The following is a 13,241-nucleotide window of genomic DNA, read 5'->3' on the forward strand; positions in this document are numbered from 1 at the left end:
GAAGGATCAACCGATCCTTTTGCCTGCAGCGTCGAAGAAATGCAGCGCTGATTGCGCCGCGCCGATCGTCACGCGGGCGTCGATGGCGATCTGCGACCGGCCTGGGACGCGGAAGACGATGTCCTGGGTGTTCGGCAGGGTGCCGTGGACATAGCTTTCGGCGCCGACGAGCTCCACCGCGCCGACGCGGACATCTGCCGTGAAGGCGTCGGGCTTGCCGGGTTCGGCGAGGTGCAGGTCTTCAGGGCGGATACCGAGCGTTGCGGTGCCCGGCGGCAAAGGCGTGGCGCCGTTGCCGAGAGCAAAGCCGGCGCCGCTGGTCTCCAGCAGGTTCATCGACGGCGAGCCGATGAATGTGGCGACGAAGGTGGTCGCCGGCTTCTCGTAGAGCTCGATCGGTGTGCCGACCTGTTCGATATGGCCGCCGTTCAGGACGACGAGCCGGTCGGCGAGCGTCATCGCCTCCATCTGGTCGTGGGTGACATAAACGCTGGTGGTCGCCAATGCCCGCTGCAGCCGCTTGATCTCAACGCGCATCTGCACGCGCAGTTTCGCATCGAGATTGGAGAGCGGCTCGTCGAACAGGAAGGCTGCGGGTTCGCGCACGATGGCGCGGCCCATGGCGACGCGCTGGCGCTGGCCGCCCGAGAGCTGGCGCGGCTTGCGCTCCAGGAAGGGCTCGATCTCCAGCGACTTTGCCGCCTTGACGATCCGCCGCTCGATTTCGTCCTTCGGCGTGTTGCGGTTCTTCAGGCCGTAGGCGAGGTTCTGGCGCACCGTCATATGCGGATAGAGCGCATAGTTCTGGAAGACCATGGCGATATCGCGCTCGGAGGGTTCGAGATCGTTGACCACGCGGTCGCCGATGCTGATCTCCCCGGAACTGATGCCTTCCAGGCCGGCGATCATTCTGAGCAGCGTGGACTTGCCGCAACCGGAGGGGCCGACGAGCACCAGGAGTTCGCCGTCGGCGATCTCGAGCGAGACGCCCTTGATGACTTCGACGCCGCCGCCATAGGTCTTGCGGACGTCGTTGAGGGTGATCCTGGCCATTACTTCTCCGTCTCCACAAGACCTTTGACAAACCAGCGCTGCATCAGCACCACGACGAGGATGGGCGGAATGATCGCAAGGATCGCCGTCACCATCACGAAATTCCAGGGCGTTGCCGCGTCCGTGAAATCCACCATCTTCCTGAGGCCGATGATGATCGTGTTCATCTGCGCGTCATTGGTAACGAGCAGCGGCCAGAGATACTGCGTCCAGCCGTAGATGAACAGGATGACGAAGAGCGCCGCGATATTGGTGCGCGACAGCGGTAGCAGGATATCGCGCATGAAGCGGAATGGTCCCGCATTGTCGATGCGCGCCGCCTCCAGCAATTCGCCTGGGATCGTCAGGAAGAACTGGCGGAACAGGAAGGTTGCGGTCGCCGAGGCCATCAGCGGTAGGGTCAGCCCTGCATAGGTATCGATCAGGCCGAGATCGACGATGACTTTGTAAGTCGGCAGGATGCGCACCTCGACTGGCAGCATCAGCGTGACGAAGATCATCCAGAAGAACACCATGCGCAGCGGGAAGCGGAAGAACACCACCGCGAAGGCCGACAGGAAGGAGATCAGGATCTTGCCGACGGCAATCAGGATCGCCACCACGAAGGTGTTGAAGAGCAGCCGTTCGAGACTGACGCCGACGGCGCGCTCGACGCCGCCGAACAGCGCCTCGGTGTAATTTTCGGTGAAGTGGCTACCCGGCAGCAACGAGATCGGCGGCTTGATGATCTCCGCCGACGTCATCGTCGAGGCGACGAACGTATAATAGATCGGGAAGGCGACGATGATGATGCCGATGATCAGCATCAGGTGGCCGATGAGGCTGGCGATGGGGCGTTTTTCGATCATTTCAGACCCTCACGCATAATGTACCCGCTTCTCGACGAAGCGGAACTGGAAGGCCGTCAGCGCGATGACGATGATCATCAGGATCACCGATTGTGCCGCGGACGAGCCGAGATTGAGGTTCACGAAGCCGTCGTTATAGACCTTGTAGACCAGCGTTTCCGTCGCCTTGGCCGGGCCGCCGCCAGTCACCGAATGGATGATGCCGAAGGTGTCGAAGAAGGCATAGACGGTGTTGACGACGAGCAGGAAAAATGTGGTCGGCGCCAGCAGCGGGAAGACGATGGTCCAGAAGCGGCGGCTGCCGCGGGCGCCGTCGATAGCGGCCGCCTCGATCAGCGATTTCGGGATAGCCTGCAGCCCGGCGACGAAGAACAGGAAATTGTAGCTGATCTGCTTCCAGGCGGCCGCGACGATAACCAGCGTCATCGCCTGGTTGCCGTTCAGAAGCGGATCCCACATGAAGCCGTTGCGCCGCAGGATATAGGCGAAGGTGCCCATCGCCGGATTGAACATGAACAGCCAGAGCATGCCGGCGACGGCAGGCGCCACGGCATAGGGCCAGATCAGCAGCGTCCGGTAGAAGGTCTGCCCGCGCACCACCTTGTCGGCTGCCGTCGCCAACGCCAGCGCCACGACCATCGAGAGAAGCGCCGTCAGCACACTGAAGACGACGGTGACATAGAGCGAGTTCAGATAATTCGGGTCGGCGAAGACGTCGCGGAAGTTTGCGAGGCCGACGAAGCCGCTCTTCAGGCCGAATGGATCTTCGCGCTGCATCGATTGATAGAGCGCCTGGCTGGCGGGCCAGAAGAAGAAAACCACTGTGAGGATGATCTGTGGGGCGACCAGGAAATAGGGAAGGATCTTGTTCGGAAAGACGACGCGCTGCACGGCGATCTCCTTGACATGAAGGGGCCGCCCGCAGCCTCCAGGGATGCGGGCGGGAACGCCGTATTTACTGGCCGATTGCCTGCTGGATCGCGGCATTGCCGCGTTCGACGGCCTTGTCGAGCGCTGCCTTGGCATCCTGCTTGCCGGCCAGCATCGCTTCGAACTCTTCGTTCATGATGTCGCGCACCTGCGGCAGGTTGACGAGACGCACGCCCTTGGAGTTTTCGGTCGGCGCCTTGCCCATCATCTGCAGGATCGGCGTTTCGCGGCCCGGGTTCTTTTCGTAGAAGCCGGACTTCTTGGTGTCTTCATAAGCGGCCATGGTCACCGGCATGTAGCCGGACACCTGGTGCAGGCGGGCCTGGATCTTGGTCTGCGACAGGAAGTGGAAGAACTGGGCGATGCCCTTGTATTCCTCGTCGCTCTTGCCGGCGAAGACCCAGAGGCTGGCGCCGCCGGGGATAGTGTTCTGCGGGCGTCCTTCGCCTTCATAGTAGGGCAGCTGGCCGATGCCGTAGTTCATGCCCGTCTTGATGATGTCGCCGAGACCGCCGGACGATTCCGTCATGATGCCGCATTCACCGGAGGTGAAGAGCTGCTTGGCTTCCGAGGTGCGGCCGCCGTAGCGGAACGTGCCGTCCTTGGCGAGATCGGCGATCGCCTGGAAATGCTGGACGAAGAGCGGCGAGTTGAATGCGAGCTTCACATCGGTGCCGGCAAGGCCGTTCTCGTTCGAGCCGTAGGACACGTTGTTCCATGCGGCCAGGTTCTCGGTCTGGATCCAGGTGAGCCAGGTCGAGGTCAGGCCGCAGGCAGACGCGCCGCTCGACTTGATCTTCTTGGCCGCTTCGAACACTTCGGGCCAGGTCTTCGGCGGGCTTTCAGGGTCGAGGCCGGCCTTCTTGAAGGTGTCCTTGTTGTAATAGAGGATCGGCGAGGATGAGTTGTAGGGGAAGGACAGCATCGTGCCGTCGGGCTTCGAATAATAGGCGGCGATGCCGGGCAGGTATTCCGACTTGTCGAACTTGAAGCCGCCCTTTTCGAGAACCTGGGCTGCCGGCATGATCGCGCCCTCGGCGCCCATCATCACGCCGCTGCCGGCGTCGAAGACCTGCAGGATCGCGGGCGGCTGCTTGGCGCGGAAGGCGGCGATGCCGGCATTCAGCGCTTCCGGATAGGTGCCCTTGAAAACCGGGACGATCTTGTAGTCTTTCTGGCTTTCGTTGAATTCCTTGGAGAGCTGGTTGACCACTTCGTTGTTGGCGCCCGCCATAGCGTGCCACCACTGCAGTTCGGTCACCGCAAAGGCACTCGAAGCGAACGAGAGCGACAAGGTGATGGTTGCCGCGGATGCGGCCATGAAACGAATGGACATGGTTCCTCCCTATGTGTCCTGCCGTGCCGTTTTGAACGGAGCACGGCCTGCCGGCGCAGATCCTCCTCGATCCCACCGGCCGGTTTCGTTACGAAACTTTCCGCATACAAAACGAAAAGAAACGAACTGGCAAATGAAATTGTGAAGGTTTTGTGACATAGTGTTTGTGACAGTTTTGTCGAGGGCGCCTTTGGTCGAATTCGCAAGCCATCTTCTCTCCCGCAAGACGACCTGATAGCGTCGGCGCCATGCATTCCTCTCTTCAGCTTTCCCCTGATGACAAAGCCCTGCTCGACGGCCGCCATGGTGAGGCGGCGGCTTTTGCCATGCGGCTTCTGGTGCGTTTCGCCGAGGCTGTCGGCGCCACAAAACTGGTGGATATCGAAGCGGCGCATATCGACGGCTGTCTCTATCTCGGCGAGGTCAGCCTCGATTTCGTCGAGCGCATGGTGTCCTGGGGCGGCCGTGTCCGCGTGCCGACGACGCTGAATGTCGGTTCGGTCGATCTCATCCATCCCGAACTTTTCCGCGGCGACGAGGCGCTCGGCCGCAACGGTGCGCGGCTGATGAGGGCGCATGAGGAGCTCGGCTGCGTCCCGACCTTCACCTGCGCGCCCTACCAGACGATCTTCCGCCCGCGCTTCGGGGCGCAGATCGCCTGGGCGGAATCGAATGCCATCGTCTTTGCCAATTCGGTGCTCGGCGCCCGCACCAATCGCTACGGCGATTTCATCGATCTCTGCTGCGCGCTGACTGGCCGGGCGCCCTGTTATGGGCTGCACGTCACCGAAAACCGGCGCGCGACCGTGCTCGTCGATATCGAGGAATTTGCTGGGGGTGAGCGGGATGCCGGGTCGATCTGTGTCGCTGCCGGTCACGCCATCGGCCGCCGCTGCGGCGATCGCATCCCCGTCATCCGCGGGCTGCCAGAGGAGAGTTCAGAGGATGATCTCAAGGCGCTCGGTGCCGTTGCCGCCTCGGCTGGCGCCGTCGCGCTGTTCCACGCCGTCGGGCTGACGCCGGAGGCGCCGACGCTGGAGGAAGCCTGTGGCGGGGTCGAGCCGCAGGAGACAATCCGGCTCAGCCGCACTGATATCCGCGACACCATCCGCAATCTCTCGACGGTGGCGGAAGGGACGCCGCTTGCGGCCGTCAGCATGGGAACGCCGCATTTTTCCATCGGCGAGTTCGAGCGGCTGATGCCGCTGCTCGCAGGCGGGAAAGCGGCGATCGATATCTACATCAACACCAATCGCGAGGTTCTGGCGGAGCTTGAAAATCGCGGCTGGCGCGTGGCGCTGGAAGCGGCGGGTGTGACGCTCGTCATCGATACCTGCACCTATGTCACTGCGATCATCCGCGACATGTCGGGTGCGGTGATGACCAACTCGGGCAAGTGGGCCTATTACGCACCCGGCAATATCGGAGTCGATGTCGCCTTTGGTTCGCTCGCCGAATGCATGGCCTCGGCGCGCTCGGGCAAGGTGGTGCGGCTGTGACGGTATTTTCCGCGACGACCCTCATGGAAGGCAAGGCTGCGGCTGCGGCCTTCGTGCTTGCCGAGCCGCTCAGCTTCTGGGGCGGCGTCGATTCGGCGACCGGCGAGATCATTGACCAGTGGCATCCGCAAAGCGGCCAGTCGATCACCGGCGCGATCCTTGTCATGGAGGCAGGCAGGGGATCGAGTTCGGGAAGCTCGGTGCTGGCCGAAGCCATCCGGCTGAAGACCGCCCCTGCTGGGATCATTCTGTTGAAGCGCGATGCGATCGTCGTCACCGGCGCAATGGTTGCGGAGGCGCTCTACGGGATCGGCTGTCCGGTGGCGCTGGCTAGGCCGGATGATTGGCCGCTGATTTCGGCGGCCGCTCATCTGTCGATCGATGCCGGTGAGCGTGGCGCTGAGATAAGGATTGTGCAGCGTTAGGTGGCTGCGGGAGGAGGAGATGATGACGAAGACCGAAAAGCCCCTGGCGATCAGCGCGCCCGAGCCGCGCACGCTCGACCTGATCTTCACCGACGAAGCGCGCCGGGTGCTTCACGACACATACGAGATCGTCGAGGCCGATCCCGACAATATCGCCGGTCTCGGCGACGAGGTTCTCGGTAAGGCGCGCTACATCATCGGCCAGCCGCCGCTGTCTGAGGAAACGCTGGCGCGGATGACGTCGCTGCGCTGTGTGCTCAATGTCGAGAGCAATCTCATCAACAACATGCCCTATGACGTGCTCTTCCAGCGCGGCATCCATGTGGTGACGACGGGTCAGGTCTTTGCCGAGCCGGTGGCCGAAATCGGTCTCGGCTTCGCCCTGTCGCTCGCCCGCGGCATCGTCGATGCGGATGTCGCCTTTCGCGAAGGCAACGAGCTCTGGGGCGGCGAGGGCAATGCCAGCGCCCGGCTGATCGCCGGATCGGAGATCGGCATCGTCGGTTTCGGCGATCTCGGCAAGGCGCTGCGCCGCGTGCTGTCAGGCTTCCGCGCCAAGGTGCGGGTCTTCGATCCCTGGCAGCCGAAATCGATCCTCGAGGAAAACAACGTCGAGGCGGCAAGCCTGGAGGATGTGCTGACGAAGAGCGACTTCGTCTTCGTCGTTGCCGCCGTCACCAGCGAGAACAAGGGCTTTCTCGGAGCCGAGGCCTTCGCCAGCATGCGCAAGGGCGCGGCCCTCATCCTGCTCAGCCGCGCCGATGTCGTCGATTTCGATGCGCTGATGGCCGCTGTTGCCTCAGGCCATATCGTGGCGGCAAGCGATGTCTATCCGGAAGAGCCGCTGCCATCCGATCATCCGGTGCGCAAACTCAAGGGTTTTATCCGCTCGGCCCACCGCGCCGGAGCGCTCGACAGCGCCTTCAAGAAGATGGGCGACATGGTGCTCGAGGACATGGACCTGATGGACCGCGGCCTGCCGCCGATGCGCTGCAAGCGGGCCGAACGGGAAACGGTTTCACGCATGCGGTCGAAGGGCGTGAAGATCAACTGATCAAATCTTCGCGGAGGGCTATTCCTTGCATTGTCAACGGTGCCCGGTCTTGCTAGGCCGTGGCACCCCAACGCATTCCCATCGCAGGCTTCCATGTTCTCCAGATCGACCGATGAGGCGCCTTCCCCGCTGGTGGGAATTGCCCTTGCCTGCATCGGCTATTCGCTGTTTGCCATCCAGGACGCCGTCGTCAAATGGCTGGTCGCCGACTATGCCGTGCCGCAGATCCTGTTCATCCGCAGCGTGATGATCGTCGGCTTCTCGGCTTTCTTCATCCACCGCAACCGTCATCCGTCGATCCTGAAAAGTTCGCACCGGAGTTCGGTTCTGCTGCGCGCCGTGCTGATGCTCGGCGCCTGGCTTGCCTATTATTCCGCAGCCCGCCATCTCGGGCTCGCCGAAATCACCACGATGTATTTCTCGGCACCCGTCATCACCGTCGTGCTGTCGATCTTCATCCTGCGCGAAAATGTCGGGCCGATCCGTTGGCTGGCCTGCATCGGCGGCTTCATCGGCGTCGTTCTGGCCGCCAATCCTGCCGAAGCGCCGAGCCTTATTCCGGCCGGCATGGTGTTTTTCGCCGGCTTCTGCTGGGCCTGGAGCACCATCCTCGTGCGCCTCGTTAGCCGCACAGAAAGCACCGTCAACCAGATGCTGGCAACAGGAGTGCTGTTCGTCATCGTCTGCGGCGCCGCACTGCCCTTCGTCTGGAAAACCCCCGATGCTTTCGGATGGGTGCTGATGATCGGTCTCGGCTGCATCAGTGCGGCCGGACAGTACATCCTCTACGAAGGTTTCCGCTATGCGCCGGCCTCGACGCTGGCGCCGATCGAATATAGCGGACTGATCTGGGCTTTCCTCTATGGTTACCTGATCTGGGCCGAGATCCCGACGCTGAACGTGGTCGCCGGAGCCCTGCTGATCGTCGGCTCCAGCCTGGTGCTGATCTGGTGGGAGCGGCGCCTCGTGATCATCTCCCGGCGCCGCCTGACGGCTTAATCGCGAACCAGCACATGCCCCGACTTCAGCCAGAACGGCGGGAGATAGAGCGGCGTCGAGGACAGCGGAAGGATGCTGTCCTTGACCGCGACACCCAGTTTGTCCGCCATGAAGCTGCGACGCGCGGCGATACGCGCATGCATGGCCGGATAGCGATGCCTGATCTCCTCCCTCAGTGCTTCGTCGGCAAAGGCAACGGCATCCTCGCTGTTCAGCGCCCAGCCTGCAGGCATCGGCACCGGAATGACATCCACCTGGAACGGCATGCCGGAGCGGAGACGATCCGTCGATCCCGGCTGCACCGGCGAGTGCAGCCATTCCTCATGGCTGCCGAGATGGCCGGGGTTGAGCGCAGAGTTGAGCCCCGCCGACTTCAGCTTGCCGGTCACCGCCTCGAAGAGCGCGCCGCCGGTGACACCGATATCCGATGTTTCGTACCAGGTGATCAGCGCCTCGAAATAGGCTTTCGACGGCTTCAGAAAATCGTGGTCGTGATCAGCAAGCAATCCGGCGCGCGATGACAGTGCACCCCAGTAGCCGAGCGCCGTGGTGACGCCGTCGCCGCGCTTCAGCTTTCGCGCCGTCGGGCTGCGCAGGCCGATGATGTGTTCGCCCTTGCTGACCGAGGCAAACATCGTGTGGACGTTGAGCGGATCGCCTTCATAGCCGAGCCGTCCGAGCGCCTCGAATTCCGTATCGCCTTCGCGCACGCCCGAAACGACCCGCCAGAGCGCCGTCGAGCAGCGCGCCGCCGCCCATTCGAAAGCCGCGAGCTGATCGACATCGACAACGGAGCGCAGGCCGTTCTGGGGGTGCATCAACACTTCGGTTCGATCGACGAGCTTGCCGCCGCTGCCGATGGTGCGGCTGAGGATCTTCACGATAAAGTCTGGCACGAAGAAGCTTTGTGCATAGTCGTCATCTTCTTCGGCAGATAGATATTTCCAGCCAACGAGACCGATGTTGTCGCCTGCCTTGATCCCGGCATCCTTGAGACGGTCGGCGAGGCGCGGGTCTTGCGAGCGGTCCTGGCCCATCAGGCTGAATGTTTGGGCGCGGAGCACCTCGATGCCGGGCAGCCGGGCGAGCGCCGTATAGCTTTCGGATTCATTGCCGGTGATGATCACTCGCTTGCCGCCTTTGCCGAGCAGCAGCAGCGCCTCCTCGAAACGCGGCTCGAATCCGGCGAGGAACATGATGTTTCCGAAATGCTCCCGGTCGGCATAGACGACGAGCCAGTCTGTCCCGGCATTCTTCAGCGCTGCGTCGGCGCGCGCTGCATAGGTGGCGGCGGGAATCTTCGGCTGTTCGCCGAGCGGACCGAAATCCGGCAGGGCGACGGGTGCGAGCGAAATGGTCATGTTTTCCTCCGATGCGCCCGCTCCAAACCGGGCTCGACGGATATGGCGAGATGGCGGCCGCAAGGTCAATCGGCAAAGGCCACCCATTGCAAAAATGTCGTGATGGCACATTCTAATTTTCGAATGATGCGCAACCGCGCCATTCTTGGCCCGGAAATTCCGCAACCGCAGTGCTACTATCGCGTTACATGCCAAGGGAGTGGAAGAGGAGCCCTCCCTAGGCGTCATGGTTCACCACTGCGATCTCGGGAGGAGAGCAGATGCTGGCGACGAGTGTATCGCTCGACGATAAATATACGGCCGAAGAGGGCCGGGTCTTCATGTCCGGACTGCAGGCGCTGGTTCGCCTGCCGATGACCCAGATGCGGCGCGACCATGCCGCCGGGTTGAACACGGCTGCCTTCATATCAGGCTATCGCGGGTCGCCGCTCGGCGGCTACGATCAGCAGCTGATGAAGGCGCAGCGCTATCTCGACCAGCACCAGGTTACCTTTCAGCCCGGGATCAACGAGGATCTTGCCGCTACCGCCGTCTGGGGCAGCCAGCAGGCAGGTCTTTCGCCGGGAGCCAACAAGGACGGCGTTCTCGGTATCTGGTACGGCAAGGGTCCGGGCGTCGATCGTTCCGGCGACGTGTTGAAACATGCCAATGCCGCGGGCACTTCCAAGCACGGCGGCGTGCTCTGTTTTGCCGGTGACGACCACGCGGCCAAGTCCTCCACCGTGCCCCACCAGACCGACCATGATTTCATGTCGGCGGTCATTCCGGTTCTCTACCCCTCCTCGATCCACGAATTCATCGAATACGGCCTGCTCGGCATTGCCATGTCGCGCTATTCCGGCTGCTGGGTCGGCATGAAATTCATCGCCGATACCGTCGAAACGACGGCGGCCGTGGATCTCTCGGGCGAAAAGCGCCAATTCGTGATCCCGACCGATTTCGAGCTGCCGCCGGGCGGGCTCAACATCCGCTGGCCGGACCCGCCGCTGATCCAGGACGACCGGCTGCAGACCTACAAGGCCTATGCAGCGATCGCCTTTGCCCGTGCCAACCGGGTCGATGAAATCACCCATGATGCGCCGCATGCCCGCTTCGGCATCATTTCCTCGGGCAAGGCCTATGAGGACGTGCTGCAGGCGCTGCGCGAACTGGAGCTCGGCCGCGCCGAGATGGAAGCGATCGGCATCCGCATCCTGAAGATCCGCATGCCCTGGCCGCTGGAGCCTGAGGCCGTCCGGCATTTCTCCGAGGGTCTGGACGAGGTGCTCGTCATCGAGGAACGCCGCGAGATCATCGAGAACCAGATCAAGCAGCAGCTCTTCAACTGGCGTTCCGATGTCCGCCCGCGCATCGTCGGCAAGTTCGACGAGCATGACAAACCCTATCTCAGCCTCTCGGCGGCGCTGACGGTCGGCGCCGTTGCCCGTGCCATTGCCGGACGCATCCTGAAACTCGATATGGACCCGGCGCTGCACCAGCGGATTTCCGACAAGCTTGCCTATCTCTCCGAGCGCGGCCAGATCAGCCGCAGCCATGTGCCGCCGTTGCAGCGCACGCCGTTCTTCTGCTCCGGCTGTCCGCACAATACCTCGACACGGGTGCCCGAAGGCAGCCGTGCCACCGCCGGTATCGGCTGCCACTACATGGTCACCTGGATGGACCGGAATACCGAGACCTTCACGCAGATGGGCGGCGAAGGCGTGCCGTGGACGGCGATCTCGCGCTACACCGACGAGAAGCACATGTTCGTCAATCTCGGTGACGGCACCTATTTCCACTCCGGTATTCTGGCAGTGCGCCAGTCGGTCGCCGCCAAGGTCAACGTCACCTACAAGCTGCTCTATAACGATGCCGTCGCCATGACCGGCGGCCAGCAGATCGACGGCTATATGACGCCGCAGCTGATGACCAAGCAGCTCTACAATGAAGGCGTCTCGCCGATCTATCTGCTCTCGGACAATCCGGATGCCTATGTGGCGCCTGAGCTTGCGCCCGGCGTCACCGTCCTGCACCGCGATCATCTCGATCCCGTCATGCTGAAGCTGCGCGAAACGCCGGGTTGCTCGGCGATCGTCTATGTACAGACCTGTGCTGCCGAAAAGCGCCGTCGCCGTAGCCGCGGCCTGATGGAGGATCCGGCCAAGCGCGTCTTCATCAACGAAGCGGTCTGCGAAGGCTGCGGCGATTGCTCGGTGCAATCCAACTGCATCTCGGTCGAGCCGCTGGAAACCGAGTTCGGCCGCAAGCGGCAGATCAACCAGTCGACCTGCAACAAGGATTTCTCCTGCGTGAAGGGCTTCTGCCCATCCTTCGTTACCGTGAAGGGCGGCGAGCGCAAGAGGCGCAAGGCGGTCGAACCCGTCGATGCCGACATCCCGATGCCTGTCATCCCGGAGATCGGCGACCGTCCCTGGAATATCGCCATCGCCGGCGTCGGCGGCACCGGCATCCTGACGATCGGCGCCGTCCTCGGCATGGCCGCCCATCTCGATGGCAAGGTGCCGATGATCCTCGACATGGCCGGTCTCGCCCAGAAGGGCGGCGCGGTGATGAGCTATCTGCGCATCGGCCGCGCGCAAAAGGACGTGACCTCGCCGCGCATCGTCAATGGCGGTGCCGATCTGCTGCTCGCAGCCGATGATGTCGTCGGCGCCTCGAAGGATGCGATCACGCTCTGCAAGAGCGAGCGCACGACGGCGATCGTTAATACCGGACTGATGCCGGTTGCCGATTTCGTCCGCAACCGCGACTTCGATTTCAAGACCGGCTCGGTGATGCACACGATCGCCAAGACCGTCAGCGACCGCTCGGTCTTCCTCGACTTCAGCCATGCGGCGACTGCGCTGACCGGCAATGGCATCAACACCAATATCCTGCTCACCGGCTTTGCCTGGCAATCGGGCCTTGTGCCGCTGTCGCTTGAATCGATCGAAAAGGCGATCGAACTCAATGGTGTCGCCGTCAAGGCAAGCCGGGCGTCGTTCAACTGGGGGCGCCTTCTCGCTCACGATCCGGACGCCGTGCGCGCTGCGATGGGCGAGAAGGAGGAGCGCAAGACGCTGGCTGATATGTCCTTTGCTGAGGTCGTCGCCCATCGCAAGGCATATCTCGCCGCCTACCAAGACGAGCGCCTTGCCACCCGCTTCGCCGCCCTCGTCGATCGCGCCAAGGCTGCTGCCGCAAAGGCCGGTCTCTCGGACAAGATACCGTTTGCAACGGCCGTCACCTATGCCCGCGTGCTCGCCTACAAGGATGAGTATGAGGTGGCGCGGCTGCTCACCGATCCAGCCTTCGAGGCGAAGATGCGCGAGGAAATGGAGGGCGACTTCCGCTTGGTCTTCAATCTCGCGCCACCGGTTCTTTCGGGCAAGGACCCGAACGGCCGCCCGAAGAAGCGGGAGTTCGGCGCCTGGATCCTGCCGCTGCTACGCGGTCTCGCACGCTTCAAGACATTGCGTGGCACAGCACTCGATCCCTTCGGCTACCTGCGTGAGCGCAAGCACGAGCGCCGGCTGATTTCGGACTACGAGGCGGTGGCGACCCGCGTCTTTGCAAGGCTCGACGCCGGCAATGAAGCGGAAGCGCTTGCCATTCTGACGTTGTTCGATGAGATTCGTGGCTACGGGCCGGTTAAGGAGGCGGCCGCCCGGACGATCATGGAGCAGATCGACAAGCGCTTGAAGGCTTACGAGACGACGGGCGAGCCGGCACGCATGCCGGACGCCGCATAGTTGGT

General features: G+C 62.7%; 10 protein-coding genes. 5 read left to right on the top strand and 5 right to left on the bottom strand.

The features are described 5' to 3' along the window. Window positions 1–6 precede the first annotated feature (6 nt). From AC1DV9_RS02980 to ugpB, 4 genes are all read right to left on the bottom strand, one after another. The gene (locus tag AC1DV9_RS02980; protein WP_477946084.1) at window positions 7–1,053 is read right to left on the bottom strand and encodes a sn-glycerol-3-phosphate import ATP-binding protein UgpC; all 1,047 of its coding nucleotides are present in this window, start codon (window positions 1,051–1,053) and stop codon (window positions 7–9) included. Continuing rightward, complete coding sequence (gene ugpE, locus AC1DV9_RS02985) at window positions 1,053–1,901, bottom strand: sn-glycerol-3-phosphate ABC transporter permease UgpE (protein WP_477946085.1); 849 nt, start codon at window positions 1,899–1,901, stop codon at window positions 1,053–1,055. Before ugpE ends, AC1DV9_RS02980 begins: the two co-directional genes overlap by 1 nt. A 9-nt stretch (window positions 1,902–1,910) precedes the next feature. Further along, on the bottom strand, window positions 1,911–2,792 hold the full coding sequence (gene ugpA, locus AC1DV9_RS02990) for a sn-glycerol-3-phosphate ABC transporter permease UgpA (protein WP_112388824.1): 882 nt from the start codon (window positions 2,790–2,792) through the stop codon (window positions 1,911–1,913). Window positions 2,793–2,856: 64 nt separating this feature from the next. After that, window positions 2,857–4,167 carry a sn-glycerol-3-phosphate ABC transporter substrate-binding protein UgpB gene (gene ugpB / locus AC1DV9_RS02995; protein ID WP_112388825.1) on the bottom strand — a complete coding sequence of 437 codons (1,311 nt, stop codon included), beginning with the start codon at window positions 4,165–4,167 and terminating at the stop codon, window positions 2,857–2,859. A 248-nt stretch (window positions 4,168–4,415) separates the two neighbouring features. Here ugpB and AC1DV9_RS03000 point away from each other — a divergent pair, with 248 nt between their 5' ends. The 4 genes from AC1DV9_RS03000 to AC1DV9_RS03015 all read left to right on the top strand — a co-directional run bounded on the left by AC1DV9_RS03000 (window position 4,416) and on the right by AC1DV9_RS03015 (window position 8,144). Beyond that, window positions 4,416–5,666, top strand: a complete 1,251-nt coding sequence (locus AC1DV9_RS03000) for an aconitase X (RefSeq protein ID WP_477946087.1) — start codon at window positions 4,416–4,418, stop codon at window positions 5,664–5,666. Next, window positions 5,663–6,091, top strand: a complete 429-nt coding sequence (locus AC1DV9_RS03005) for an aconitase X swivel domain-containing protein (protein ID WP_477946089.1) — start codon at window positions 5,663–5,665, stop codon at window positions 6,089–6,091. Before AC1DV9_RS03000 ends, AC1DV9_RS03005 begins: the two co-directional genes overlap by 4 nt. 22 nt (window positions 6,092–6,113) lie before the next feature. Further along, a complete protein-coding gene (locus AC1DV9_RS03010; RefSeq protein WP_477946368.1) occupies window positions 6,114–7,145 on the top strand; it encodes a hydroxyacid dehydrogenase in 1,032 nt (343 codons plus the stop codon). A 93-nt stretch (window positions 7,146–7,238) separates the two neighbouring features. Continuing rightward, window positions 7,239–8,144: a DMT family transporter gene (locus tag AC1DV9_RS03015; protein WP_477946091.1), complete on the top strand. Its 906-nt coding sequence runs from the start codon at window positions 7,239–7,241 to the stop codon at window positions 8,142–8,144. Here the strand turns inward: AC1DV9_RS03015 and AC1DV9_RS03020 are convergent. Next, on the bottom strand, window positions 8,141–9,505 hold the full coding sequence (locus tag AC1DV9_RS03020; RefSeq protein ID WP_477946093.1) for a Xaa-Pro aminopeptidase: 1,365 nt from the start codon (window positions 9,503–9,505) through the stop codon (window positions 8,141–8,143). The genes AC1DV9_RS03015 and AC1DV9_RS03020 overlap by 4 nt on opposite strands. A gap of 260 nt (window positions 9,506–9,765) precedes the next feature. Between AC1DV9_RS03020 and AC1DV9_RS03025 the strand changes: the two genes are divergently transcribed. Further along, window positions 9,766–13,236 (top strand): indolepyruvate ferredoxin oxidoreductase family protein, encoded by a 3,471-nt coding sequence (locus AC1DV9_RS03025; protein ID WP_477946095.1) that lies wholly within the window; start codon window positions 9,766–9,768, stop codon window positions 13,234–13,236. The last annotated feature ends 5 nt before the right edge of the window (window positions 13,237–13,241 follow it).

The sequence above is a fragment of the Rhizobium sp. 01L410 genome (assembly GCF_056400165.1).

What these genes read in the sequence shown, in the direction of transcription:
- AC1DV9_RS03025 (WP_477946095.1), top strand. Translation starts at nt 9,766, where the DNA reads ATGCTGGCGACGAGTGTATCGCTCGACGATAAATATACGGCCGAAGAG.
- AC1DV9_RS03015 (WP_477946091.1), top strand. Translation starts at nt 7,239, where the DNA reads ATGTTCTCCAGATCGACCGATGAGGCGCCTTCCCCGCTGGTGGGAATT.
- ugpB (WP_112388825.1), bottom strand. Translation starts at nt 4,167, where the DNA reads ATGTCCATTCGTTTCATGGCCGCATCCGCGGCAACCATCACCTTGTCG.
- AC1DV9_RS02980 (WP_477946084.1), bottom strand. Translation starts at nt 1,053, where the DNA reads ATGGCCAGGATCACCCTCAACGACGTCCGCAAGACCTATGGCGGCGGC.
- AC1DV9_RS03000 (WP_477946087.1), top strand. Translation starts at nt 4,416, where the DNA reads ATGCATTCCTCTCTTCAGCTTTCCCCTGATGACAAAGCCCTGCTCGAC.
- ugpE (WP_477946085.1), bottom strand. Translation starts at nt 1,901, where the DNA reads ATGATCGAAAAACGCCCCATCGCCAGCCTCATCGGCCACCTGATGCTG.
- AC1DV9_RS03010 (WP_477946368.1), top strand. Translation starts at nt 6,114, where the DNA reads ATGACGAAGACCGAAAAGCCCCTGGCGATCAGCGCGCCCGAGCCGCGC.
- AC1DV9_RS03020 (WP_477946093.1), bottom strand. Translation starts at nt 9,505, where the DNA reads ATGACCATTTCGCTCGCACCCGTCGCCCTGCCGGATTTCGGTCCGCTC.